Here is a 24,620-nt window from a genome sequence, read left to right as displayed (position 1 = left end):
CGATTCTAGCGCCGGCGGCCGCGGGCCACGCGCGCGGTCAGGCCCGGGCGTGCCAGCGCTCGATCAGCCAGCGCGAGATCGAGATGGTCGGCGACAGCAGCAGGCCGTCGGGATCGGTCTCGCCGCGCAGCGCGGCCCCGACCTCGTCGCGCGAGAACCAGCGCGCATCCTCCAGCTCGTCGCTGGGGCAGTACGGCACGTCGGGCGCGGCCTCGGCCTCGAAGCCCAGCATCAGTGAAGACGGAAACGGCCAGGGCTGCGACCCCAGGTAGCCGCAGCCGAGCACGCGCACCGAGGACTCCTCGAAGACCTCGCGCACCACGGTCTGCTCGAGCGATTCGCCCGGCTCGACGAAGCCCGCCAGCACCGAATAGCGCCGAGGCGCCCAGCCCGGGCCGCGGCCCAGCAGCAGGCGCTCGCCGTCGCTGACCGCGACGATCACCACCGGGTCGGTGCGCGGGTAATGCTCGAGGTCGCAGGCGGCGCAGTGGCCGAGCCAGCCGGCGCGGCGGAACGCCAGCGCGCCGCCGCAGGCGCCGCAGAACCGGTGCCGCGCACGCCAGTGCAGCACCGCCCGCGCCTGGGCGAAGGCGGTGGCCTCGAAGTCGGGCCAGGTCGCCGCGGCGCTGCGCAGGTCGATGCGGGCGGCCGCGGCCTCGTCCGTCGCGGCGGTATCGGCTGCGTCGGCGGTGCCGGCGGGGCCATCCGCCAACGCTTCCTCGCGCAGCGCGAACCAGCCTTCCTCGCCGCGCAGCCCGAGGAACAGCGCGTCACCTGGACCTTCGGCCAGCTCCGCCGCAGGCGGTGCCAGCAGCGCGCCGGCGGTGGTCGCGCGCGCGCGGCCTTCGGCATCGATCACCAGCGCGCGGCCGCCGGCCCACAGCCGGGCCAGCGCGGCGCTGTCGTCACGGAGGTTCTCGGCGCGGTCCAACGGCGCCTCGACGAAGGCGTACGGCGCCACGCGCCGCAGGGTCATGCGGTGAAGCTGCTGCCGCAGCCGCAGGTCGACTTCGCGTTGGGATTGCGGATGGTGAACTGCGCGCCGTGCAGGCTCTCGACGTAATCGACCGAGGCGCCCATCAGGTACTGCAGGCTGAGCGGGTCGACCAGCAGCGTCATGCCGTCGGTGGCGACCGCCAGGTCGTCCTCGCCCTGCTCCTCGTCGAACTCGAAGCCGTACTGGAAGCCCGAGCAGCCGCCGCCCTGGATGTAGACGCGCAGCTTGAGCGCGGCATTGCCCTCGCCGGCGATCAGCTCGCGCACCTTGGCTGCCGCCGCGGTGGTGAATTCAAGCGGACGATCCAGGCTCTGGTAGCCCGGCGCGGACAGATCGATGGTGGTGCTCATGCCATCAGGATGGAGGCTGCCGCCCCGGGCTTCAAGCGTCCGGCGCGGAACGTGGCGTCGCCGACGTCGCCTCGGCCCAGGTGAACGACTGCTCCACGGCCGGCCCGCGCGGCGGCGCCAGGCGCACGATCACGCGCAGCGGCTTGAAGCCGTCGGGCAGGATCAGGTCGCCTTCGACCTGCTGGAAGTACTTGAACGAGTAGTCGATGCCCGGCGCATCGCCGGTCTGCCGCAGGTCGTTCCAGTCCAGGCGCTCCAGGCTGTCGTTGCGCGAGCCCTCGACCTCGACGCTCAGGCGGCCGCTGCTCACCGCCGCCCGGTTCAGGGTCTGGGTCAGGGTGGCGGTGAAATGCCAGGCGCCCTCGCCCTGCGACTGCAGGCGCAGGCCGTGCACGGTCAGGCCGCGGCGCTGGCTGGTGCTGCCGACCAGGCGCTCGTAGAAGGCGACGTCGGCACGCAGCGCCGAGATCTCCTCGTCGCGCTCGGCCAGCATCAGCTGCAGGTCGCGGTTGGCTTCGCGGCTGACCTGGTCGGAGCGGGTCAGCGTGGCCACGTCCTGGCGCAGTCCGTCGAGCTCGGCGCGCAGCGGACCTTCGTCGCTGGCGCCCGCGTCGTTGGCGACCGTCCACGCGCCCCAGATGCCGAAGAGCAGGCAGGCGGCCAGCACGGCCATCAGGACCAGGTGCAGGCGCGGGTGCGGATGCTCGGGAGGTGGCGAGTCGGGCATCCCGGCATGGTAACTCCGGATCCCCGGCGCGTGGACCACGCCCGCGTGCCTATACTCCGCGCCAGTGCCATCCCACGGAGCGCCGCCATGTCCGAAGCCCATCTGTTCGCGGCCGGCGTGCTGCTGGCCTGGCTGGCCGGCATCCGGGTCTACCTGACGGTCTTCGGCGTCGGCCTGGCCGGCGCGATGGGCTGGCTCGAGCTGCCCTCCGCCCTCGAGGTCACCGCATCGCCCTGGGTGATGGGCATCTCCGGCGTGCTGGCCCTGGTGGAATTCTTCACCGACAAGATCCCCGGCGTCGATTCCGGCTGGGACTTCCTGCAGACCCTGGCCCGCGTACCCGCCGGCGCCTTCCTGGCCGCGGCGGCGCTCTCGCCCGACGGCGACCTCTCGGCCGGCATGCTCGCCACCGGCGCCGGCGTCGCGCTGGGCAGCCACGCGCTCAAGGCCGGCAGCCGGGTGCTGATCAACGCCTCGCCCGAACCGCTCAGCAACTGGAGCGCCTCGGTCACCGAGGACGTCGCCGCGGTCGGCCTGCTGGCACTCGCCCTGGCCAATCCGCTGCTGGCGCTGGGCATCGCGCTGACCCTGAGCCTGCTGCTGGCGCTGGCCCTCTGGTGGGTCTGGCGCCGGCTGTTCCGGCGGCGGCCGGCCATGCCGGCACGCTGACCGGCCGCCCCCGCGACCATCGCGCGATCCGCTCGCGGTTTCTTGTAGGCTTGTCCGTTCGGGGGGCGGCGCACGCGCCGGGCCTCCGTATTGCCCAGACGGAGAAGTCCCGCAGTGAGCGCAGCACCCGGATCGCGGACCGCAGTGGACATGGGGACGGCCGTGCCGACGCCCGTCCGTCCCGCGCGGGCCGAGTTCCCGCCCGCGCACTACTGGCGGCGCTGGTCGGCCGACGCCGGCCCTCCGGAACCCGTGCGCAGCGATCTCCCGCCCGCCGAGCCGCCGCCGCCACCCGTGACTCCGCCAGTGGCGGCCGACGGGACGACCGAGGCGCCCTATCGCGTGCTGGTGGTCGAGGACGACCTCAGCCAGGCGCTGTTTGCCGAAAGCGTGCTCTGCGGCGCCGGCATGCAGGCCGCCGTGGTCTCGGTGGCCAGCGAGGTGATGGGTTCGCTGGAGACGTTCCGCCCGGACCTGGTGCTGATGGACCTGCACATGCCGGGCATGGACGGCGTCGAACTCACCCACCTGATCCGCGACCACGCCGCGCACGGGCACGTGCCGATCGTCTTCCTCACCGGCGATCCGGATCCCGAGCGCCAGTTCGAAGCGCTGGAGACCGGCGCCGACGACTTCCTCACCAAGCCGGTGCGGCCACGCCACCTGATCGCCGCAGTGCAGAGCCGCGTGCGCCGCGCGCGCACGCTGGCCAGCGAGCGCAGCGGCGGCGGACGGCATCCGGTCACCGGGCTGTACACCCGCTCGCACATGCTGCAGCGGCTGAACGCGATGATTCCCGGAGACGGCCGCGGCGCCCTGTACATGGTCGAGGTGGCCGGCATCGGCGTGCTGCGCGACCGCTACGGCTACACCGGTCTCGAGCAGCTGCTCACCGATGCCGCGGCGCGCGTGGGCGAAGCCGCCACCGGCAACGCGGTGTCGCGCCTGAGCGACGGCATCTACCTCGTGCACGCGGCCGAGGTCGATGCCGCGCAGCTGCCGGAAAGCGCGCGCGCGCTGCGCGACGCACTGGGACGCGCGGGCTTCAGCGTCAACGAGGAGGCGGTGCGCCTGCGCGCCTTCGTCGGCTACACCTCGCTGGCGCATGGCTACGGCGACGCCAGCAGCGCGCTGGGCGCGGCCGAGCGCGCGCTGCGCGAGGCCCGCACCCAGCCGACCGCCGTCGCCGGCTACCAGCCGCCGCGCCAGCGCGACCATGACCAGGCCATGGCCGAAGCCGTGCGCCAGGCGCTGGCCGAGAACCGCTTCCAGCTCAGCTTCCAGCCGGTGGTCGCGGTGGCCGGCGGCGAAGAGGCCCAGTTCCAGACCCTGCTGCGCATGCGCCAGGCCGACGGCACCCTGCTGGCCGCGGCGGACTTCCTGCCCGCCGCCGACGCCGCCGACCTGATGCACGACATCGACCTGCGCGTGCTCGAGCTGGCGGTGACCGTGCTGCACCAGCGCGCCGACGCCGGCAAGCCGGTGCGCCTGTTCGTCTCGCAGTCGGCGCGCAGCCTGGCGCGCGACAGCCACGCCGAGCACGTGCTCGGCATGCTGTCGGCCTATGGCGTCGAGGGCGGGCGCATCGTGATCGACGTGCGCCAGGACGAGGCCCTGATCCATGCCCTGGCCCTGCGCGAGTTCTGCGATGCGATGGTGCCTGCCGGCGTGCAGCTGTGCCTGGGCCAGTACCAGTCGGGACGCGAGGCGGATGCGCTGCTGGGCCAGCTGCCGCTGGGCTTCGTGCGCCTGTCACCACGCTATTCGCAGAAGCTCGACGATCCGGCCGTGCGCGATGAAATGCGCCAGGCGATCGATCGCGCGCACCGCCTGGGCCTGTGCGTGATCGGCCAGCACGTGGAGGATCCGCAGGCGGCCGCCACGCTGTGGATGAGCGGCGTCGACTTCATCCAGGGCAACCTGGTGCAGCACGTCGCGGGCGAAATGGACTTCGACTTCCACCACTCGGTGCTCTGACCATGACCACACGCGGACGCCCCACGGCCCTCATGATGCGCTGGCTTGCGCTCGGCGCCGCGGCAGGCGCCGCGCTGACCCTGGTGCTGGACGTGATGGGGATGGAAGGCCCCTGGCAGCACGCCGCGCTGGTGCTGGTGCTGCTGGCGCTGTTCGCGGTGATCGCGCTCCACGTCGGGCTGCACCGGCGCGACCAGCAGATCGAGGAAGCCGACGAGCGCGCGCGTCGCGACGAGGGGGTGATGGAGCAGCTGCAGGCGCAGATCGAGCAGCATACCCAGCTCGAGCAACAGCTGCGCCAGGCCAAGCAGGCCGCGGAATCGGCGGTGATGGCCAAGGGCGAGTTCCTGGCCACGATGAGCCACGAGATCCGCACGCCGCTCAACGGCATCGTGCCGATGCTCGACCTGCTGATGCACGCGCGCCTGGCCTCCGACCACGCCGAGCTGGTGCGCACGGCCTACACCTCGTCGCAGCAGATGCTGCGCATCGTCGACGACATCCTCGACTACTCGAAGCTCGAGGCCGACCGCCTCGAGCTCGAGACCACCAGCTTCAACCTGCGCGAGCTGCTCGACGGCGTGCTGCAGCTGCTGGAGCGCCCGGCGCAGGGCAAGGGCCTGCGCATGAACCTGACCGTCGACCCGGCAGTGCGCCTGGCGGTGCGCGGCGACCCGGTGCGCCTGCGCCAGGTGCTGGGCAACCTGGTCTCGAATGCGGTCAAGTTCACCGAGCGCGGTTCGGTGTCGGTGTCGGTGCGCCGGATCGGCGAGACCGCGGCCCAGCACCAGCTGCGCTTCGAGGTCCGCGACACCGGCATCGGCATCGCCGCGACGTCGCAGCCGCGCCTGTTCCAGGCCTTCAGCCAGGCCGACGCCTCGACCACCCGCCTCTACGGCGGCACCGGGCTGGGGCTCGCCATCTCCAAGCGCATCGTCGACCTGATGGGCGGACGCATCGGCGTCGACTCCGAGCCCGGCCACGGCGCGACCTTCTGGTTCGAGGTGCCGCTGCTGAAGGCCGCCGGGGACATGCAGAACACGGTCGAGGACAGCACCTCGCGCGGCCGCCTGCTCCTGCTCAGCGCGGACCCGCGCCTGCGCCTTCGCCTGTCGATGCTGCTGCCGAACTGGGGCCTCCGCGTGAGCTCGGTCGAGACCACGCAGGAAGCCCTCGACCGGCTGCGCACCGCCGCCAACCAGGGCGCGCCCTGGGCCTACTCCCTCGTGCTGGCGGACCTCGCCGGCATGCGCAGCACCGCGGTGGCCCTGCACCGAAACCTCGGCCGACAGGCCGTCTACGGCGACCTCAAGCTCGTCTGCCTGTACGGAGACGACCCGGTCCCCGAAGAGCTCCAGCGCAGCGTCACGCTTCTCAGCCGGCAGGCCCCCGATGCCGATCTCCGCGCCGCCCTCCTCGGAGGGAATTCCGCGCCGACACCGGATCCCAGGGAGCTCGCCACCATGGCCGCCATCCGTCCCGCCCCAAGCTCGACAGCCCCCGTGCGCGCCGCGCGCGTGCTGCTGGTCGAGGACAACCCCGTGAACCTGATGGTGGGCCAGCGCCTGCTGTCGGTGCTGGGCATCACCTGCGACACCGCCAGCAACGGCGAAGCGGCCGTGCTGCGCATGGAGGCCTCGCGCTACGACATCGTGCTGATGGACTGCCAGATGCCGGTGATGGACGGCTACACGGCGACCCGCCGGTGGCGCGAGATGGAAGCCGCCGACGACGACGGCCGCCACGTGCCGATCATCGCCATGACCGCGAACGCCATGGCCGGCGACCGCCAGAAGTGCCTCGACGCCGGCATGGACGACTACCTCGCCAAGCCGGTGACCCGCAGCGAGCTCGAGCGTACGCTCGCGCGCTGGTGGAACGCCGAGACCGCCGCGGCCGCGGCGCAGCGCGAGTCCTACGAGGTCGATCCGCTGACCGGTGACATGATCGGCCCTGCGGCGGACGCGGACCTGGCGGTGGAATTCGTCGACGGGCTCCCGCTTCCGCAGGAGCCGGACGTCGCGGACGTGTCCGCCTGGAGCGACCTTTCGACGGAGTCCGCGCCGGCCCCGGTGACCGTGCCTCTAGCGGCGTCGTCGGCCCCCGTGGCCGTGCCTGTTCCGGCCGCGTCGACGACGGCGTCACCGCCTGTCGCCGATCCGGGGATCGCACCGCCCCCGGCCGCCCCCGCGGTGCCGCCGCAGGTGCTGCCGCCGGTGCTCGACCACGAGATACTCGACGAGCTGCGCGCGATGCTCGGCGGCGACCTGGACCACCTGGTCGATGTCTTCCTGACGGATACGCCGCGCCTGATCGCCGCGCTCGAGCAGGCGGCCACCGGTCCGGACTACGACGCGCTGCGCGATGCCGCGCACTCGCTGAAGTCCTCCAGCGCGAACCTCGGCGCGCTGTCGCTGTCGGCGGCCGCCAAGCGCGTGGAGCTTGGCGCACGCGAACGGCTTCTGGAGCGTCCCGCCGTGGCGGTGGCCCTGGTGGCCAACGAGTTCAACCGCGCGCGCGCGGCGCTCAAAGCGGCGAGTCCGGCCCAGGCCTGAGCGGCCCACGGGCCCGGAACGCGGACAGGCCCGCCGAAGCGGGCCTGTCCGGGTGCAGCGGGCGCGTGGCTCAGCTGCCCATCTTGGACTGCAGGTAGTTCTGCTCGCCGACGCGGTTGATCAGGTCGAGCTGGGTCTCGATCCAGTCGACGTGCTCTTCCTCGGAATCGAGGATGTCCTTGAACAGCCGGCCGCTGGTGTAGTCCTTGACGCCGTCGCAGTACTCGATCGCCTCGCGCAGCAGCGGCAGGCCGTCGAGTTCGAGCGAGAGGTCGCATTCGAGGATCTCGCGCGGCGACTCGCCCACGCGCAGCTTGCCCAGGGCCTGGAAGTTCGGCAGTCCCTCGAGGAACAGGATGCGGTCCGCCAGCTGGTCGGCGTGCTTCATCTCGTCGATCGATTCCTCGTACTCGTGCTTGGCGAGGTCTTCGAGGCCCCAGTTCTTCAGCATCTTGGCGTGCAGGAAGTACTGGTTGATCGCGGTCAGCTCGTTGTAGAGCGCCTTGTTGAGGAACTCGATGACCTTGGGGTCGCCCTTCATGGGATGCCTCCGGCTGGAATGGGGATGCCGGGACTGTATCGCCTGCGCCCATGTCGTGCCGGAACGCGAATCGTGATCATCCGCAGTCCGGTTGATGGTGGCCGCTCAGACGGCCTGGATCATGCCCGACTGGATCATGCCCGACTGGATCAGGCCGACTGGATCAGCCCGACTGGATCAGGCCGACTGGATCATGCCCGACTGGATCAGGCGGCCTCGGCCAGCGGAAGTTCGCGCAGGACCCGGCGGGCGCCGGCCTCGGCGTCGAGCAGGGCCGCGGCCGTGCCGACACAGCTGCCGCAGCTGGCGCCGCAGCCGGTGCGCATCGTGAGCTCGGCCATGCTGGCGCAGCCGGCGGCTGCCGCCTGGCGGATCTCGTGGTCGGTCACACCGTTGCAGATACAGACGTACACGGCATTGCTCGCGGAACCGGGGACGGGGCCATTGTCCGCGCACATGAGAATGATTGTCAATGCTGAGTGAGGATCAGTCGCATCAGTTGGAGTCGCCCGTCGAGCGGCGGATGCCGGCCGGCCCCCGGGTGCCGCCCCGCGCGCGCTCGGCGGCGCCGCCCGGCCCGGGTCGGCCGCGGCTGCGCTGGGTTTCCAGGCCGATGGTCGGCACCGCGGCCGCGCCGGCCACCTGCCGCGCGAACGGCGCCAGGTGCTGCAGCGCGCGCACGTAGACCCCGCGCTTGAAGGTGACCACGTGCTCCAGCGGGTACCAGAAATCCACCCAGCGCCAGTGGTCGAACTCCGGCTTGTGGGTCAGGTCCAGGCGCAGGTCGGCATCGGCGCCGGTGAAGCGCAGCAGATACCAGACCTGCTTCTGTCCGATGCAGACCAGGCGGTCGTTGCGGCGCACGGCCCGCGCGGGCAGCCGGTAGCGCAGCCAGCCCGGCGTGACCCCGAGGACGTCGACGTGCGCCGGCGTCAGCCCGGTCTCCTCGCGAAGCTCGCGGTACATCGCCTCGAGCGGCGTCTCGTCCGAGTTCATCCCGCCCTGCGGGAACTGCCAGCCGTCGCGACGCACCCGCCGCGCCCAGAACACCCGGCCGTCGGGGTGCATCAACACGATGCCCACGTTGGGGCGATAGCCGTCCGGATCGATCACGATGCGGACTCCTGAGTCTTTCGACGCCTGTGGCGTCACTGCGATCGACTCTGCCACGCGGCGCCGGGGGGGACAAGCCGAGGCCGGGGATTTGACGGCGACCGGTCGCCGGGTAGACAATTGCTGGCTCGACGCGCCCTGCGCGCGAGTCCATGGCTATGTAGCTCAGCTGGTTAGAGCACAGCACTCATAATGCTGGGGTCGGTGGTTCGAGTCCACCCATAGCCACCAGAATCACGAGCCGGATCAACGGCTTGCATGATCAGAGCCCGCGTCCGCCGCGGGCTTTTCCGTTTCCGAGCCCAGGCACGACTCAGCGCGCCAGCAGCCTCCGCGTCCAGTCCAGCAGCACCAGCGGCAGCCGCTCCGGCGTCGCGAGCACGGCATAGCCGTCCTGGCCGAAGACCTTGGGCAGGTAGCCGGGGGCCTGCAGGTCGACGGTCAGGCAGAAGGGAAAGATGCCCTGCAACCGGGCCTCGGTCACCGATTGCCGCATGTCCTCGACCCCGAAGCGCCCGTCGTAGCGGTCGGCGTCGTTGGGCTTGCCGTCGGACAACATCAGCAGCAGGCGATGCTCGGCGGGCTGGCGCATCAGCAGTGCCGTCGCGTGGCGGATCGCGGCGCCGGCACGCGTGTAGCGTTCCGGCTCCAGGCCGGCGATGCGCAGTGCGACCTCCTGGCCGTAGGCCTCGTCGAAGGCCTTCAGCATGCGCAGGGTCACCCCGTGCGGGCCTTCGCCGGAAAAGGCCATGACCGAGAACGGTTCGCCCAGGCCCTGCAGGGCCATGCACACCAGCAGCAGCGCTTCGCGTTCGACGTCGATCACGCGCCGGCCGCTGCCGATGAAGCCGTCGGTGGAGCCGCTGGCATCCACCAGCAGCGAGACCGCGATGCTGCGCCGGCCGGGGCGGCGGGCCTCGTACAGGCCTTCGCGCAGGAAGCCGCCGGCGCGCAGGTCGGCACGGCCTTCGACGCAGGCATCGATGTCCACGTCCTCGCCGTCGCTCTGCCTGCGCAGGCGCACGCGCTCCGGCCGCAGGGCCTCGAACTGGCGACGGATGCCGTCGAGGTGCGAGCGATGGCGGGCCAGCGTCGCGTCGACCCAGCCCGGATCACCGGGCACCGGCGGCATCATGCGCACGGTGGTCCCGTGCTCGATGTAGGACGCGCTCGCGTGGTCCCACTCGGGATAGCGGGAGCGGGTGCCGCCGGCGTCGGGGTCGTCGAAGTCGATCTTCGCGCGGCTGGCGGGCGGGTCGTCGGAGAGCAGCACTTCGCGCGGCGGATCGGGCGCGGCGACCATCCGCGTGGACGCCAGCTCCGACAGCATGTCGCCGTACTCGTCGGCGCTGGTCTCGTCGTCGCGGTCGACCGGGCGCTGCAACCCGAAGGGGTCCTCGGCGACCTCGTGCGGGGCGTCCTGCTGGATCATCCATACGCCGGGTTCGCCGCCCTTGTCCTCGTCCGCGGTCGCTTCGCGTTCCTCGGGGCGCCGCTCCATCCGCGCGCTGCGGACGGGCCCCGGGTCGTCCGCGTCGTGCCCGGGGGCCCGGCCATCGACCATCCGGGCCATGGCGCCCGCCGAACGCAGTTCGCCCGTCCACCAGTCGCGGTACAGCGGCATGGGGCCCAGCCGTCGCACGTCGGCGGCGTCAAGGGCCCACTCCCGGAGCAGCATCTCGGCCTGGCCGAGCGGATCATCGCCTCCGCAGGAAGCGGTGACAGGCGGGGTGCCAGGCGCGGTGCCGACAGGGCCCAGAGGGCCGACCGGCTCGCCCGCGCCCGGATCACCCGGATCGACCAGCTCGCACACCTCGCCCGGCTCGCCTTCGAGGATGCTCCGCACCAGTCGCTCCAGCGGCTGCCTCGCCGGGGCGAACGCGGCGAGCGGCGGGCGCGCCGCCAGCGCCAATCGGCGGAGCCGCCGCAGTGCCGGCAGCAGGCCAGGGAACCCGCGAGCGACCGCCGCTTCGGCGGCCTGCGCCTCGAGCACCAGCGCGGTGTCGCGCAGGAGCGGATTGCCCTGCCCTGCAATCACCTGCACGTGGCCACGCAGGGCGCGGCAGGCCTGCTGCATCGCCATCGCGCGGTAGAGCTCCGAGGCTTCACCCATGTCGCAGGTGCCCAGATGGGCCGGCAGCCACAGGGTATCCCCGCTCGTGGCCGGCACGGCCTGGCGATGGCGCGGATGGGCGCGGTGGTGGAACAGGCGGTGCAGCACGGTCGGCCGCGCCGGCGGCAGCGCCACGCGGATCGGCAGGCTGGTGCCGAACGCGGCCGACACCAGCAGGTCCAGGCGCCGGACCAGCGACGCGAGCGCGACCGGCGCATCGGGTTCGCGCGCGTAGTGGCGCCGCCAGGTGTCGCGAATGAACACCGTCGCGTGCCGCGCCACGTCGACGACGACATCCTCGGCCTCGGCCACGTCGGCGGCCGCCTAGGGGAACATCGCGTCGACGAGTTCGCGCATCGCGCCGAGCAGGGTCGGGTCGTCGCTGAGCGGCGCGACCACCGCCGCGTTGCAGGCCTCGCGCAGGCCGATGCCACTGGCCACCAGGCGCCCGGCGGCGATCAGCAGGCGCGTGCTCGGCACTTCCGCCAGGCCGCGGTCGCGCAGCGCGCGCAGGCGGCCAGCCAGCTCGACCAGCGCCATTGCCGTGCCGCCGTCCACGCCGCTTTCGTTGCCGACGATCGCGGCTTCCGCCGGCGCCTCGGGAAAGCCCAGCTCGATCGCGACGAAGCGCTGCCGCGTGCTCGGCTTGAGGTCCTTGAGCATGCGCTGGTAGCCGGGGTTGTAGGACACCACCAGCTGGAAACCCGGCGCCGCCTCCAGCGTCTCGCCGGTGCGGTCGATCGGCAGGATGCGCCGGTAGTCGGTGAGCGGATGCAGGACGACGATGGTGTCCTGTCGCGCCTCGACCACTTCGTCGAGGTAGCAGATCGCGCCCTCGCGTACGGCGCGGGTCAGCGGACCGTCCTGCCAGACGGTGTCGTCGTGGCGGATCAGGAAGCGGCCGATCAGGTCGCTGGCGGTGAGGTCGTCATGGCAGGCGACAGTGATCAGCGGCCGCCCGAGCCGCCAGGCCATGTGTTCGACGAAGCGGGTCTTGCCGCAGCCGGTGGGGCCCTTGAGCATGACCGCCAGCCCGCCGGCGTGGCACTGCTCGACGATGCCGACCTCGTTGCCGGTGGGCAGGTAGTACGGGCCGGCATCGGCCGGCCCCGCGTGCTCGAGCACCGGTCAGCGTTCCTGTGCGACCCGCAGCCCGGCGTCGCCATCGTCCGCGACCACGTCGAAGCGCGGCCGGTAGCGGAAGAAGTCGTAGATGAACATCGCCACGCCCGTGGCGAAGATCGTCGCGGTCAGGATCAGCATCAGGAAGTGCACCTGGATCTTGAGCTGGGCGTCGAGATAGCCCATGCCCATGATGCGCTCGAGATAGACCTGGGCGATGCCGGCGGTGCCGAACGACAGCGTCATGCCGAACATGCCCGTGACCTGCAGCCAGAACGCCCAGTAGCCGAGCGGCGAGTATCTGTCCTGCGGGCGGTTGGTCAGCCCCGGCAGGGCGTAGGTGATCATCGCCATCACGATCATCGCGTAGGCGCCGTAGAAGGCCGAGTGCGCGTGCATCGCGGTGACCAGGGTGCCGTGCGTCCACTTGTTGACGCTGGGCCAGGTGTGGGCGAGGCCCAGCAGGCCGGCGCCGAACAGCGCGAAGATCGCGCTGCCGATGGTCCAGTGCAGGGCCAGGCTGTTGGGATGCTTCACGCCGCCCCGCCGCATCGCCGCATAGGCATAGATCGCCATCGCGGCCAGCGCCAGCGGCTCCAGCGCGCTGAAGAAGCCGCCGATCGGCAGCCAGATATGCGGCACGCCCACCCAGTAGTAATGATGCGCGGTGCCGAGGATGCCGGCGAAGAACACCAGGCCCACGATCACGTACAGCCACTTCTCCATCACCTCGCGATCGATGCCGGACAGGCGGATCAGCAGGTAGGCGAGGAAGCCGGCCATGATCATCATCCACACGCCCTCGACCCACAGGTGGATCGTCCACCAGCGGTAGAAGATCGACACCGTGTAGTTCTCGTAGTGCAGCAGCGCGGGGATGTACAGCACCGCCGACAGCGCGAGCCCGCCCAGCAGCACGCCCTCGGTGGTCGTGAACCGCCCGGACCGCTTGATGGTCATGCCGATGTTGTAGAGGAACATCAGCATGCAGATCACGATCACGATCTTGTGCGGCAGCGGCTGCTCGAGCAGCTTGTTGCCGGTGCCGTAGCGGAACAGGTAGCCGATGACCGCGGTGACGCCCATCACCGTCCACAGGCCGAGCTGCCAGTAGGCGAGCTTCGTGCTGTACAGCTCGGTGCGCGACTCGTCCGGCACCATCCAGTAGGTGGCGCCCATGAAGCCCGTCAGCACCCAGACGATCAGCAGGTTGGTGTGGATCGTCTTGGTGACGTCGAACGGCAGGATGTACAGCAGCGGGTCCGGCCCGAGGTACTTCGCGGCCGACAGCAGCCCGAACACGATCTGCAGCCCGAACAGCACCATGGCCACGGCGAAGTACCAGTAGGCCACTGATTGGGACTTGTAACGCATGGAAGATCTCCCGGTGCCGGCGCAGGACGCCGCCAGTCTTATTTCATCGATCCAAGGAAGGCCACGAGCTGGTCGACCTGCTCTGCGGTCAGGCTGTCCGCATAGGTGTTGGGCATGAACGAGGTGCCTTCCGCCGAGAACATGGCGCCCGGCACCAGGTGTGCGCTCGGGTTCACGATCGACTCGCGGATGTAGCCTTCGACGTCGGTCGCGCTGCCGGTGTAGTCCGGGGATGCGAGCGTCTGCGCCGCGCGCTCGGCCATGCCGGCCATCGACGGACCGGCCAGCTGCACGCCCGGCTGCAGCGAGTGGCAGGCGGTGCAGACCGGCACCGCGGTTGCGAACAGGTGTTCGCCGATGGCGCGGGGATCACTGTCGGCCCGCACCGGCCTGACGTCCTGCGCCGCGGCCTGCCCCGTGCCCTGCGCGGCCACGTTGACGGTTCCGCCGGCCACCAGGATGGGACGCGGCGGCCAGCCCTGGTTGTCGACCTTCGACACCCAGTCGAGGAACTTGACCAGGTTCTCGATCTCGATCTCGCTGAGGTCCTGCGTCGGCATCAGCCGGCGATGGCGCTGCTCGTCGTAGAACTGCGACGGATCGCGCATATAGGCCTTGAGGTAGGCCTCGCCGCGGTGCTGCGCGATCTTGGTCAGGTCGGGCGCGTAGTAGGCGCCTTCGCCGAACAGGGTGTGGCAGTTGATGCAGTTGTACTTGTGCCAGACATCCTTGCCGTGGGTGATTTCCGGCGTGATGTCCGCTGCATTGGTGAGGTCGTCGAAGCGCGTGTGGCTGTACAGGGTCAGGCCGAGGAATGCCACGGCGGCGAGGCCTGTTGCGACGATGGCGAAGATCCGGGACTGCCGCTTGTTCATGGGACCTTCCTCAGACGGCGATCGAGGGCCAGTAGGAAATCGCGGTGTAGGCGGCGTAGACCACGGCGACCGCCATCAGCAGAAGGACGAACGATCCCACCCAGCGCACGGCTGTCATCAGGCTTGTCGCGTTCATTCGATGCTCCCCGGACTGGCTTTCAGGCGGTTCCGTTGCCGGGCCACTGTGTCACCCCTCGGGCCCGCGTGCAAACCGGGGGCAAGACCGGTTGCGCGGCAGCGTCACGCCCCCGGCGGTACCGCCGCAGCGCGCGCCTGGTTGCGTTCGTCCGAAACCACTTCGCCGTCCACCAGGGTGATCGTGCGGTCGCAGCTCTCGGACAGGCGCGGATCGTGGGTCACTACCAGCACGGCGCAGCCGAACTGCGCGTTGAACCGGCGCAGCAGTTCGAACACATCGGCCGCGGTCCTGGTGTCGAGGTTGCCGGTGGGTTCGTCGGCCAGCAGCAGCGACGGCTTCGTGACCAGCGCGCGCGCGATCGCCACGCGCTGCTGCTGGCCACCCGACAGCTGGTCGGGACGGCGGTCAGTGAACTTCTCCAGGCCGACGTCGGCCAGCAGGCCGCGCGCGGCTTCGAGGATCTCGGGCGTGGGCCTGCCGTGCGCCACCATCCACGGCATCAGCACGTTCTCGAGCGCAGTGAACGCGCCGATCAGGTGGTGGAACTGGAAGACGAAGCCGATGTGCCGGCCACGCAGCGCGGTGCGGCCTTCGTCATCCATGTCGCGGGTCGGCGTGCCGCGCAGGTAAAGCTCGCCGTCGGTGGGCGAATCCAGCAGGCCGATGAGGTTGAGCAGGGTGCTCTTGCCGGAACCCGACGGGCCGACCAGGGCCGCGAAGTCGGCGCGGTCCAGGCACAGGTCGATGCCGTGCAGCACCTCGACCTCGTTGGGCTGGCCGATGTTGTAGGACTTGCGCAGGCCCTCGAGGCGCAGGACGTCATTGGGCTCAGCCACGGATCGCCTCCACCGGGTCGAGTCGCGAGGCACGTGACGCGGGCACAAGCGCCGCTCCGATGCCCGACAGCGTGGCCAGCGCCATCGCCGCCGGCACCAGCGCCGGCGGCATCGGGATCTCGAACAGCCCGGGGCCCAGGTTGTTGAAGGCCCACACCAGGCCCCAGCCCGCGAGCGCGCCGAGCAGCGCACCCGCCAGTCCCAGCACCGCGCCCTGGACCAGGAAGACCAGCAGCATCTGCCGGCGCCGCGTGCCCATCGCGCGCAGGATGCCGATCTCGCGCGTGCGCTGGGCCACGCTCACCGCGAGCACGCTGGCGATGCCCAGGGCCACCGACAGCGCCACGAAGACGCTGATCATGCGCGTGGACATGCTTTGGGAGCTCAGCGCGTTCATCAGCTGGGCATTGGTGTCCATCCAGCTTTCGGCCTTCAGCCCGGTGAGGCCGGCCACCCGCGTGGCGATGCGGTCGGCGCCGAACAGGTCCTGCACGGTCATGTCGATCACGGTCACGCCGCCCGGCAGGGCCAGCAACGACTGCGCCTGCTTGAGGTCGAGGTAGACATAACGGGCATCGAGTTCGCGCACGCCCAGCTCGAAGATGCCGGCGACGTTGACGATCGCCTCGCGTCCCTCGCCGGCATCGAGCCGCAGCTTGCCGCCCAGGCGCAGGCCAAGATCCTCGGCCAGCTTGCTGCCCACAACCGCGTTGCCGGAGCCGACCTCCAGCCGTCCCTCGACGACGTGTTCGTCCAGCGGGATCACGCGCAGGTAGCGCGGCATGTCCACGCCGACCAGCGCGACCGACTCGGCGGCGCTGCCGCGGCGCCCGAAGGCCGGGCCCGACACCACCGGAGACACCGCGGCGACGCCCGGCAGGCGATCCAGCACGTCGCGCACCTCGAGCCAGTTGTCGATCGGCCGCAGCGCCTGCGGGCGCGGGTCCTCCAGCACCAGCTGCAGGGTCCCGGGGGGCACCGGCGCGACGCGGTTGACCTCGCGCGGGGCCTCCACGCGCACATGCGCCTGCGTGCCCAGCGTGCGGTCGATGATGTTGGCCTGCAGCCCGGCGATCAGCGCGGTGACGAAGACGATCACCGAGACGCCCACCGCGATCCCGAACAGGATCAGCAGCGTCTGCGCCCGGCCGTGGCGCAGGAAGCGCATCGCGATGGTGGACTCGATCCACACGGCTCAGTCGAACTGGACCGGAAGCTCGCCGCGGCTGTCGCTGTCGGAGGCCGCAGGCAAGGGCTGGTCGTCGATGCGCACGCGGCTGCCGTCCGCCGGCAGCATCGCGGGTTCGAGCGCACCGGCCGCCAGCACCCGGTCCCCGGCCACCAGGCCCTCCAGCACTTCGCTTGCGCCGAGCCCGCGCAGGCCCAGCCGCACGGGCACGCGCGCGACGCGGCCGTCGCGCACGCGCACGACCCCGGCGCGGTCGGACGCGTCGCTGTCGCCGACAAGCGCGTCGTTGGGCACCACCACGGCCTGCTCGCGGCGGCCGGTGAGGATGGTGGCGGTCACGGTCATGTCGGCGCGCACGAAATCGACGCCGGGATCGATGCGCAGGCGCACGTCGACGGTGCCGCGCGCGGGGTCGATGCCGGGCGCGACGTGGTGCACGGTGGCCTGGAACGGCCGGTCGGGAAAGGCGTCGGCGATGCAGGTCGCGGACTGGCCGACCTCCAGCCGCGCCAGGTTCTTCTCGTCCAGCGGCAGCAGGATCTCGCCGGGCGCATCGCGCGCGATCTCCAGCATGACGTCGCCCGGGGTCACGGTGTCGCCGGGCTCGACGTTGCGCACCAGCACGGTGCCGGAAACGGTGGCGCGGATCACGGCGCGTGCGAGCTCGGCTTCGGCCGCCTGCAGGCGCTCGCGGGCCTGGGCCTCGAAGGCGCCGCCGGCCAGGGCGTCGAGCGCCACGCGCGCTTGGCGCTCGGCGGCACGCGCGGCGACTTCGGCCTGGGCCGCCTGCTCCACGCTCTCGCGCGACACCAGCTGCTCGCGGCCGAGATCACGGCGGCGTGCCAGGTCACGTTCGGCCTGGACGCGGGCGGCGCGCGCCTGCGCCAGCCGCGCCTCGGCATCGGGGCGCTCGGCCTGCCGCAGCGCGTCGAGGGCGGCGCGCGCCTCGTCGCGACGGGCCTCGAGGTCGCGGGCCCGCAGCACCACCAGCACGTCGCCCTCCTCGACCCGGTCGCCCTCCATCACCCGGCGCTCCAGCACCAGCCCGGCGATCTCGGCGCCGACCTGCACCCGCGACAGCGACGCGGCGCGCCCGGTGGCGACGACGTTCTGCACCATCGGCCCCGTCTGCACCACGTAGCCCGGAAGCTCCGGGCCGCGCCAGCGCGCAAAGCCCCAGGCCAGCACCGCTGCCACCACCAGGATGGCCGCTGCGAGTCCCCACGTCCGCCGTCCACCGCGCATCGCCATCGCGTGTTCCATCGGGAAAGGCCTCATGGTGGCCCGACGGCCGCCGCTACGGCAACGCGGCGCCGGCGCCGGTGCCGCCGATCAGGCCGGGTCGTGCCGGCTGCCGCCCCTGCAGCGCGGCGAATCGGGCGCCGCGCCCTGTGCGGCCCATTCGGCCGCGGTGTAGGTGTGCAGGGCGAGCGCGTGGATCTCGCCCATCAGCCCGCCCAGCGCGGCGTATACCGCCTGGTGCCGGCGCACCGGCGACCGGCCTGCGAAGGCCTCGCTGGCAATGACGGCCTTGTAGTGGGTTTCCAGCCCGCGGCTGTGCAGATGGCTTTCGTCCAGCACCTCGAGGTGGCTGGGCGACAGCGCGCCGAGCGCGGCGTGGATGCGGTCGAGCTTGCTCATGCCGGCATTATCGCCGATCGCGCCTGCAGGGCCGCGATCCACTCCTCGTTGGTCGCCTCGACGCCGACGCGCACGCGGCTGCCGCCGGTCGAGATCAGCGCTGCGTGCGCGGCGTTGGCCGCGTCGTCCAGCGCCACGCCGAGGAAGGCCAGGTCGCGGCACACGCGCTCGCGGATGAAGGCATTGTGCTCGCCGACGCCCGCGGTGAAGACCAGCAGGTCGAGCCCGCCCAGCACCGCGGCCAGCGCGCCGATCTCGCGCACGATGCGGCGCACGTACAGCGCCAGCGCGATCCGCGCGCGCTCGCCCGCCTCGCCTTCGTCGTCTTCGTGCCGGACGATCACCCGCGGCTCCGACGAGATGCCCGAGACGCCCAGCAGGCCGGAGCGGTGGTAGAGCAGCTGCCCCACCTCGTCCAGGCCCAGCTTCTCGATCTCCATCAGGTAGAGCAGCGCGCCGGGATCGAGCGCGCCGGTGCGCGTGCCCATCATCAGGCCGTCGAGGGCCGAGAAGCCCATCGTGGTGGCGACGCTGCGCAGGTCCTGCATCGCGCACAGGCTGGCCCCGCTGCCGAGGTGCGCGACCACGGTCCGGCCGCGGGCGATGTCGCCGTGGCGTTCGGGCAGGATCGTGGCCATGTAGGCGTAGGACAGGCCATGGAAGCCGTAGCGCCGCAGGCCGCGCTCCCAGGCGTCGTAGGGCAGCGGCAGGATCTGCTCGACCTTGGGCAGGGTGTGGTGGAAGCCGGTATCGAAGCAGGCGACCTGCGGCAGGCGCGGATACTCGCGCAGCAGGATGGCCACGGCCTCCAGCGCGAAGGGCTGGTGCAGCGGCGCGAGCGGGATGAAGCCGCGCAGGTCCTCGAGCACCGACGCGTCCACGCGCACCGGCTCGGAATACCGGCTGCCGCCGTGCACCACCCGGTGCGCGACCACGCCCACGCGGCGCCCGGCCAGGCGCGCGAGGATCCGGTCCCGGATCAGCGCCAGCGCGCTGCGGTAGGGCTGGCCGGCGTCGAGCGCGACCGCGAACGGCGCCACGCCGCTCTCGCCGAAGTCCGGGGCCGGCCCGCCAATGCCCTGGACCTTGCCGTTCCACAGCGCCGTGCGCGGCAGCGGATCGACGCCGCTGTCGTAGACCGCGAACTTGATGCTGGACGACCCGCAGTTGAGCACCACCACCAGGTCGGCGCCGGACGACGCCACGGCCGGCGCATCGGGCATGGCCGGCTCCACTGCGGCGCTCACGGCGGGCTCTTGCGGTAGTGGTGCGCCAGCATCAGCGCGATCGCGCACGACGCCATGCGCGATTCGCGCGGATCGGCGCGGCTGGTCAGCACCACCGGCACCCTGGCGCCCAGCACGATCCCGGCGCTGGCGGCCTGGCCCATGAAGATCAGCTGCTTGGCGAGCATGTTGCCGCTCTCCAGGTCCGGCACCACCAGGATGTCGGCCCGGCCGGCGACCGGCGACGCGATGCCCTTGGCCTGCGCGGCCTCCATCGACACCGCGTTGTCGAACGCCAGCGGCCCGTCGAGGACGCCCCCGGTGATCTGGCCGCGGTCGGCCATCTTGCACAGCGCGGCCGCATCGAGCGTGGCCTGCATCGACGGGTTCACCGTCTCCACCGCGGCCAGGATCGCGACCCGGGGTTTGTCGATCCCGAGCACGCGCGCCAGGTCGATCGCGTTCTGCACGATGTCGGCCTTCTGCATCAGGTCCGGCGCGAGGTTCACCGCGGCGTCGGTCACCAGGAACGGACGCGGATAGTGCGGCGTCTGGATCACGAAACAGTGGCTCACGCGCCGCTTGGTGCGCAGGCCCGACACCGAGGCCACGACCGCCGACATCAGCTCGTCGGTGTGCAGGCTGCCCTTGATCAGGATCTCGACCTCGCCATTGCGGGCCAGTTCGGCCGCACGCATCGCGGCGGCGTGGCTGTGCGCCACGTCCTCGACCGCGAGGCCGGAGATATCCAGGCCGGCGTCCGCGGCCGCCGCTTCGAGGCGGGCGCGCGGCGCCACCAGCACGGGTTCGACCAGGCCGGCATCACGCACGTCGAGCGCGGCGGCCAGGCTCAGGGCATCGCAGGGATGCACCATCGCCGCACGCACCGGCGCCAGCCCGGCGACGTGCTCGAGCAGGCGTGCGAGGCCGTCGTTGCCATTGGCATCGGTGCGGCGGACGGGACGGGCCTGCGCTCCTTCGGTCACCGGGCTCGCTGGCGCCGGCGGCATCGCGCGCGGGTCACTCACCCGCGCCGTCTTCCAGCTGCCTGGTGGCGGCGCGCTTGCCCATGCCGCGCAGCGCGGCGAGCGCCTGCACCTGCGCCGCGCGTGGCGCGGTCTTGCCGGCTTCCCAGTTGTAGATCGACTGGGCACTGACGCCCGCGAGCCGGCCGTACTCCGCCGCCGAAATTCCCAGCTTCTCGCGATGCGACTTCAGGCCCTTGGCCTGGAAGCGGACGCGGGGCGATTCTCCCTCGGCCCCTGGCGCCACGGCGCTGCGTTCCGCGCGTGGCGCGCGCAGGCCGGTTTTCAGCTGTTTCGAAAGCGCCGCGACTTCGCGCTTCAGCGCGGCGATATCGCGCCGGTAACCGGCATTGGCCTTGCGCAGGGGGTCGAGCTGGGTTTTCGTCTCCTTGCGGGCAAGACGCGCGATTTCGGATTTCAGGACGGTTGCGAGATTGGCCACCGGTCATTACTCCATAGAAGCAGCGGGGGATTAATGCCGCAGTCTAGGGTTTGAATGCGTCCTGCGTCGAATGCCGCATTTGCGGATTATCGTCAAACCTGCTGCTGGATTAATCACCGCCCTCACGCGGTCGACCGCACCAGGCGGCAGACTGGACACTGCGACGACCCCATGGACCGCGGAGCGACCGTGCTTTCGATCATCATCCCCGCGCATGACGAGGCGCCGGTGATTGGCGCCACGCTCGACGCCATCTTCGCCGCCACGCATGCCCGCCGCGCCGACGTGGACGTCATCGTCGTGGACGATGCCTCGACCGACGCCACGGCCGCCATCGCGCGCGACCGCGGCGCGCGCGTGATCCGGGTGGAGGTGCGCCATATCGCCGGGGCGCGCAATGCCGGTGCGGCGGCCGCCATGGGCGACCGGCTGCTGTTCGTGGATGCGGACACGCTGGTCAGTGCGCAGGCGGTGGACGCGGCGATGCATGCGCTCGATTCGGGTGCGGTGGGAGGCGGCACGGCGGTGCGCTTCATGCGTCCGCTGCCGCTGCGCGTACGCGTCCTGGAATCGGCGTCGATCGTCGCGTTCCGGATATTCGGCGTCACGCCGGGCTGCTTCATCTTCTGCACCCGGGCGGCATTCACGGCCGCGGGCGGATTCGATGAAGGCCTGTTCGTCGCCGAGGACGTGGCGCTCGGGCGCGCGCTGGCCCGGCAGGGACGCGTGGCGATCCTGCGCGAGCCGGTCGTCACCTCGGCGCGCAAGCTGCACACCTATTCGCTGGGCGAGAAGCTGCGCTTCAGCCTGCGCTTCCTGCTCGCGCCGAGGCGGGCGGCACGGACCCGCGACGCCCTGCCGCTGTGGTACGGGCCGCGGCGCCATGAACCGCCGGCGCGGCCGCCCGGGTCCGACGACCGGCCCTGACCGGCGGCACCCGATCGCTCACGGCACCAGGATCCAGGGCAAGCCGGCGCACGGCGATACAATGGAGGGTCCCCGCCCCACGCCCGTGCCCGCCATGACCGCCAGCCAGTACCGCAAGCCCCTTCCGGGAACCACGCTCGAATGGGTCGACGCCCGCGAGGCGGTGGAGGCCCTGCGCCCGGGCGCCTGGGCCCGCCTGCCCTACACGGCGCGCGTGCACGCGGAAAACATCGTCCGCCGCGCCGACCCCGCGCGCGTCGATGACTACCTGCTGCAGCTCATCGAGCGCCGGCGCGACCTCGACTTCCCCTGGTTCCCGGCGCGCGTGGTCTGCCACGACATCCTCGGGCAGACCGCCCTGGTCGACCTGGCCGGGCTGCGCGATGCGATCGCCGATGCCGGCGGTGACCCGGCGCAGGTGAATCCGGTGGTGCCGGTGCAGCTGATCGTCGACCACTCGCTGGCGGTGGAATGCGGCGGCTTCGATCCCGACGCCTTCACCCGCAACCGCGAGATCGAGGACCGCCGCAACGCGGATCGCTTCCACTTCATCGACTGGACGAAGCAGGCCTTCCGCAATGTCGACGTGATCCCGCCGGGCAACGGGATCATGCACCAGATCAACCTGGAGAAGATGTCGCCGGTGATCTACACGCAGGACGGCGTGGCCTTCCCGGATACCTGCGTCGGCACCGACAGCCACACGCCGCACGTCGACGCGCTGGGCGTGATCGCGATCGGCGTCGGCGGTCTGGAAGCCGAGAACGTCATGCTCGGCCGCGCGTCGTGGATGCGCACGCCGGAGATGGTGGCGGTTGAACTGGCCGGACGCCCGCAGCCGGGCATCACCGCCACCGACGTGGTGCTGGCGCTGACCGAGTTCCTGCGCCAGCAGAAGGTGGTGGGCGCCTATCTCGAGTTCCGTGGCGAAGGCGCCGCCGCGCTCACCATCGGCGACCGCGCGACGATTTCCAACATGGCGCCCGAATACGGCGCCACCGCGGCGATGTTCTTCATCGATGACAACACGCTCGACTACCTGCGCCTCACCGGCCGCACCGAGGAGCAGATCGCACTGGTGGAGACCTATGCGAAGACCGCCGGCCTGTGGGTGACCGATCTCATCGACGCGCAGTACGAGCGCACCCTGCACTTCGACCTGTCCAGCGTCGTGCGCAACATGGCCGGCCCGTCGAACCCGCACCGCCGCCTGCCGACCAGCGCGCTGGAAGAGCGCGGCATCGCCGGCGACCTTGCCGGCGCGCGCGCGCAGGAAGCCGAAGGCCTGCTGCCCGACGGCGCGGTGATCATCGCCGCCATCACCAGCTGCACCAACACCTCGAACCCGCGCAACGTGATCGCCGCCGCGCTGCTGGCGCGCAATGCCAATGCCCGCGGACTCACGCGCAAGCCCTGGGTCAAGACCTCGCTCGCCCCCGGCTCGCGCGCGGTGCAGCTGTACCTGGAAGAGGCGCAGCTGTTGGCCGAGCTCGAACAGCTGGGCTTCGGCATCGTCGGTTTCGCCTGCACCACCTGCAACGGCATGTCGGGCGCGCTGGATCCGGTGATCCAGCAGGAAGTGATCGACCGCGACCTGTACGCGGTGGCGGTGCTGTCGGGCAACCGCAACTTCGACGGCCGCATCCACCCTTACGCCAAGCAGGCCTTCCTCGCCTCGCCGCCGCTGGTGATCGCCTACGCGATCGCCGGCACCGTGCGCTTCGACATCGAGAAGGACGTGCTCGGCATCGACGCCGAGGGCCAGCCGGTCACGCTCAAGGACATCTGGCCCAGCGACGAGGAGATCGACGCCGTGGTCAAGGCCAGCGTCAAGCCGGAGCAGTTCCGCAAGGTCTACGAGCCGATGTTCCGCCTCCACGTCGATACCGGCGAGCGCGTGAGCCCGCTGTACGACTGGCGCCCGATGTCGACCTACATCCGCCGCCCGCCCTACTGGGAGGGCGCGCTCGCCGGCGAGCGTTCGCTCACCGGCATGCGTCCGCTGGCCGTACTCGGCGACAACATCACCACGGATCATCTGTCGCCCTCGAACGCGATCATGGCGTCCAGCGCCGCCGGCGAGTACCTGGCGAAGATGGGCGTGCCGGAAGAGGACTTCAACTCCTACGCCACCCATCGCGGCGACCACCTGACCGCGCAGCGCGCGACCTTCGCCAACCCGAAGCTGCAGAACGAGATGGTCCGCAACGAGGACGGCAGCGTCCGCCAGGGCTCGCTCGCGCGCGTCGAGCCCGAAGGCCAGGTCACCCGCATGTGGGAGGCGATCGAGACCTACATGGAGCGGCGCCAGCCGCTGGTGATCATCGCCGGCGCCGACTACGGTCAGGGCTCGAGCCGCGACTGGGCGGCCAAGGGCGTGCGCCTGGCGGGCGTGGAGGCGATCGTGGCCGAGGGCTTCGAGCGCATCCATCGCACCAACCTGGTGGGCATGGGGGTGCTCCCGCTGGAGTTCCAGCCGGGTACGACGCGGATCACGCTGGGCATCGACGGCACTGAGACCTTCGACGTCGTCGGCACGCCGGCGCCGGGTGCGACGCTGACGCTGTCGATCAACCGCGGCGACGGCTCCAGCGTCGAAGTGCCGGTCACCTGCCGCCTGGATTCGGACGAGGACGTCTCGGTGTACGAGGCCGGCGGCGTGCTGCAGCGCTTCGCGCAGGATTTCCTGGCGGCCTCGACAGCCGCGTAACGGGCGAAGGCATGCGATGCGGGTTCCCCGAAGGTGGGACCCCCGGCAGACCCGGCCGTCGCCCGCGGGCGC

At 71.4% G+C, this 24,620-nt stretch carries 21 protein-coding genes, 1 tRNA gene and 2 pseudogenes; 6 read left to right on the top strand and 18 right to left on the bottom strand.

The window, feature by feature from the left end:
- Positions 1–37: 37 nt before the first annotated feature.
- The 3 genes from nudC to JG616_RS04005 are packed head-to-tail and all read right to left on the bottom strand — an operon-like array spanning position 38 to position 2,074.
- Complete coding sequence (nudC, locus tag JG616_RS04015; protein WP_199391743.1) at positions 38–976, bottom strand: NAD(+) diphosphatase; 939 nt, start codon at positions 974–976, stop codon at positions 38–40.
- Positions 973–1,347: an iron-sulfur cluster insertion protein ErpA gene (gene erpA, locus JG616_RS04010; RefSeq protein ID WP_199360160.1), complete on the bottom strand. Its 375-nt coding sequence runs from the start codon at positions 1,345–1,347 to the stop codon at positions 973–975. Before erpA ends, nudC begins: the two co-directional genes overlap by 4 nt.
- A 31-nt stretch (positions 1,348–1,378) precedes the next feature.
- The gene (locus JG616_RS04005) at positions 1,379–2,074 is read right to left on the bottom strand and encodes a DUF6776 family protein (RefSeq protein WP_199360159.1); all 696 of its coding nucleotides are present in this window, start codon (positions 2,072–2,074) and stop codon (positions 1,379–1,381) included.
- 87 nt (positions 2,075–2,161) lie between these two features.
- Here JG616_RS04005 and JG616_RS04000 point away from each other — a divergent pair, with 87 nt between their 5' ends.
- From JG616_RS04000 to JG616_RS03990, 3 genes are all read left to right on the top strand, one after another.
- Positions 2,162–2,743, top strand: coding sequence for a DUF4126 domain-containing protein (locus JG616_RS04000; protein WP_199360158.1), 582 nt, complete (start codon positions 2,162–2,164; stop codon positions 2,741–2,743).
- A gap of 162 nt (positions 2,744–2,905) precedes the next feature.
- A complete protein-coding gene (locus JG616_RS03995; protein WP_234446558.1) occupies positions 2,906–4,720 on the top strand; it encodes an EAL domain-containing response regulator in 1,815 nt (604 codons plus the stop codon).
- Positions 4,721–4,722: 2 nt separating this feature from the next.
- Positions 4,723–7,275, top strand: coding sequence for a hybrid sensor histidine kinase/response regulator (locus JG616_RS03990; protein ID WP_235972865.1), 2,553 nt, complete (start codon positions 4,723–4,725; stop codon positions 7,273–7,275).
- Positions 7,276–7,345: 70 nt separating this feature from the next.
- On the opposite strand, the gene bfr is transcribed toward JG616_RS03990, so the two are convergent.
- From bfr to JG616_RS03975, 3 genes and pseudogenes are all read right to left on the bottom strand, one after another.
- The gene (gene bfr, locus JG616_RS03985) at positions 7,346–7,816 is read right to left on the bottom strand and encodes a bacterioferritin (RefSeq protein WP_199360156.1); all 471 of its coding nucleotides are present in this window, start codon (positions 7,814–7,816) and stop codon (positions 7,346–7,348) included.
- Positions 7,817–8,022: 206 nt separating this feature from the next.
- Complete coding sequence (locus tag JG616_RS03980) at positions 8,023–8,229, bottom strand: (2Fe-2S)-binding protein (RefSeq protein WP_199360155.1); 207 nt, start codon at positions 8,227–8,229, stop codon at positions 8,023–8,025.
- Between the two features lie 208 nt (positions 8,230–8,437).
- A pseudogene (locus JG616_RS03975) lies at positions 8,438–8,929 on the bottom strand (RNA pyrophosphohydrolase); the annotation flags it as partial.
- Between the two features lie 154 nt (positions 8,930–9,083).
- Here JG616_RS03975 and JG616_RS03970 point away from each other — a divergent pair.
- Positions 9,084–9,160 (top strand) — tRNA-Met (locus tag JG616_RS03970).
- Between the two features lie 82 nt (positions 9,161–9,242).
- Here the strand turns inward: JG616_RS03970 and JG616_RS03965 are convergent.
- From JG616_RS03965 to JG616_RS13770, 12 genes and pseudogenes are all read right to left on the bottom strand, one after another.
- Positions 9,243–11,354 (bottom strand): hypothetical protein, encoded by a 2,112-nt coding sequence (locus JG616_RS03965; RefSeq protein ID WP_199391741.1) that lies wholly within the window; start codon positions 11,352–11,354, stop codon positions 9,243–9,245.
- 12 nt (positions 11,355–11,366) lie between these two features.
- Positions 11,367–12,167: a CbbQ/NirQ/NorQ/GpvN family protein gene (locus JG616_RS03960; RefSeq protein WP_343224970.1), complete on the bottom strand. Its 801-nt coding sequence runs from the start codon at positions 12,165–12,167 to the stop codon at positions 11,367–11,369.
- A 3-nt stretch (positions 12,168–12,170) separates the two neighbouring features.
- A complete protein-coding gene (locus JG616_RS03955; RefSeq protein ID WP_199391740.1) occupies positions 12,171–13,538 on the bottom strand; it encodes a cbb3-type cytochrome c oxidase subunit I in 1,368 nt (455 codons plus the stop codon).
- Between the two features lie 38 nt (positions 13,539–13,576).
- Positions 13,577–14,413 carry a c-type cytochrome gene (locus tag JG616_RS03950; protein WP_199391739.1) on the bottom strand — a complete coding sequence of 279 codons (837 nt, stop codon included), beginning with the start codon at positions 14,411–14,413 and terminating at the stop codon, positions 13,577–13,579.
- 10 nt (positions 14,414–14,423) lie between these two features.
- Entirely contained in the window at positions 14,424–14,549 is a 126-nt protein-coding gene (locus JG616_RS13730) for a hypothetical protein (protein WP_255527401.1), read from the bottom strand.
- Positions 14,550–14,653: 104 nt separating this feature from the next.
- On the bottom strand, positions 14,654–15,388 hold the full coding sequence (locus tag JG616_RS03945; RefSeq protein ID WP_199391738.1) for an ABC transporter ATP-binding protein: 735 nt from the start codon (positions 15,386–15,388) through the stop codon (positions 14,654–14,656).
- Positions 15,381–16,580, bottom strand: a complete 1,200-nt coding sequence (locus tag JG616_RS03940; protein WP_199360149.1) for an FtsX-like permease family protein — start codon at positions 16,578–16,580, stop codon at positions 15,381–15,383. The genes JG616_RS03945 and JG616_RS03940 overlap by 8 nt, the downstream gene beginning before the upstream one ends.
- Before the next feature lie 3 nt (positions 16,581–16,583).
- Positions 16,584–17,840: an efflux RND transporter periplasmic adaptor subunit gene (locus tag JG616_RS03935; protein ID WP_199391737.1), complete on the bottom strand. Its 1,257-nt coding sequence runs from the start codon at positions 17,838–17,840 to the stop codon at positions 16,584–16,586.
- 69 nt (positions 17,841–17,909) lie between these two features.
- Positions 17,910–18,218, bottom strand: a complete 309-nt coding sequence (locus tag JG616_RS03930) for a BolA family protein (RefSeq protein WP_199360147.1) — start codon at positions 18,216–18,218, stop codon at positions 17,910–17,912.
- A complete protein-coding gene (locus tag JG616_RS03925; RefSeq protein ID WP_199391736.1) occupies positions 18,215–19,441 on the bottom strand; it encodes an acetate/propionate family kinase in 1,227 nt (408 codons plus the stop codon). Before JG616_RS03925 ends, JG616_RS03930 begins: the two co-directional genes overlap by 4 nt.
- Positions 19,442–19,461: 20 nt before the next feature.
- Positions 19,462–20,391: pseudogene (locus tag JG616_RS03920) on the bottom strand (bifunctional enoyl-CoA hydratase/phosphate acetyltransferase); the annotation flags it as partial.
- A 73-nt stretch (positions 20,392–20,464) separates the two neighbouring features.
- Positions 20,465–20,911, bottom strand: a complete 447-nt coding sequence (locus JG616_RS13770; RefSeq protein ID WP_199391735.1) for a helix-turn-helix domain-containing protein — start codon at positions 20,909–20,911, stop codon at positions 20,465–20,467.
- 189 nt (positions 20,912–21,100) lie between these two features.
- Between JG616_RS13770 and JG616_RS03910 the strand changes: the two genes are divergently transcribed.
- Positions 21,101–21,838 carry a glycosyltransferase gene (locus JG616_RS03910; RefSeq protein WP_199391734.1) on the top strand — a complete coding sequence of 246 codons (738 nt, stop codon included), beginning with the start codon at positions 21,101–21,103 and terminating at the stop codon, positions 21,836–21,838.
- 94 nt (positions 21,839–21,932) lie between these two features.
- Positions 21,933–24,548: a Fe/S-dependent 2-methylisocitrate dehydratase AcnD gene (gene acnD / locus JG616_RS03905; RefSeq protein ID WP_199360144.1), complete on the top strand. Its 2,616-nt coding sequence runs from the start codon at positions 21,933–21,935 to the stop codon at positions 24,546–24,548.
- The last annotated feature ends 72 nt before the right edge of the window (positions 24,549–24,620 follow it).

Source organism: Luteimonas sp. MC1895 (assembly GCF_016457215.1).
Lineage (GTDB): Bacteria > Pseudomonadota > Gammaproteobacteria > Xanthomonadales > Xanthomonadaceae > Luteimonas.
The sequence above is the reverse complement of the archived record's forward strand: the minus strand, read 5'-3'. Positions and strand labels throughout refer to the sequence as shown.

Coding starts and splice junctions, on each gene's coding strand:
- nudC (WP_199391743.1), bottom strand. CDS start 976: ATGACCCTGCGGCGCGTGGCGCCGTACGCCTTCGTCGAGGCGCCGTTG.
- erpA (WP_199360160.1), bottom strand. CDS start 1,347: ATGAGCACCACCATCGATCTGTCCGCGCCGGGCTACCAGAGCCTGGAT.
- JG616_RS04005 (WP_199360159.1), bottom strand. CDS start 2,074: ATGCCCGACTCGCCACCTCCCGAGCATCCGCACCCGCGCCTGCACCTG.
- JG616_RS04000 (WP_199360158.1), top strand. CDS start 2,162: ATGTCCGAAGCCCATCTGTTCGCGGCCGGCGTGCTGCTGGCCTGGCTG.
- JG616_RS03990 (WP_235972865.1), top strand. CDS start 4,723: ATGACCACACGCGGACGCCCCACGGCCCTCATGATGCGCTGGCTTGCG.
- bfr (WP_199360156.1), bottom strand. CDS start 7,816: ATGAAGGGCGACCCCAAGGTCATCGAGTTCCTCAACAAGGCGCTCTAC.
- JG616_RS03955 (WP_199391740.1), bottom strand. CDS start 13,538: ATGCGTTACAAGTCCCAATCAGTGGCCTACTGGTACTTCGCCGTGGCC.
- JG616_RS03950 (WP_199391739.1), bottom strand. CDS start 14,413: ATGAACAAGCGGCAGTCCCGGATCTTCGCCATCGTCGCAACAGGCCTC.
- JG616_RS13730 (WP_255527401.1), bottom strand. CDS start 14,549: ATGAACGCGACAAGCCTGATGACAGCCGTGCGCTGGGTGGGATCGTTC.
- JG616_RS03935 (WP_199391737.1), bottom strand. CDS start 17,840: ATGGAACACGCGATGGCGATGCGCGGTGGACGGCGGACGTGGGGACTC.
- JG616_RS03930 (WP_199360147.1), bottom strand. CDS start 18,218: ATGAGCAAGCTCGACCGCATCCACGCCGCGCTCGGCGCGCTGTCGCCC.
- JG616_RS03925 (WP_199391736.1), bottom strand. CDS start 19,441: ATGCCCGATGCGCCGGCCGTGGCGTCGTCCGGCGCCGACCTGGTGGTG.
- acnD (WP_199360144.1), top strand. CDS start 21,933: ATGACCGCCAGCCAGTACCGCAAGCCCCTTCCGGGAACCACGCTCGAA.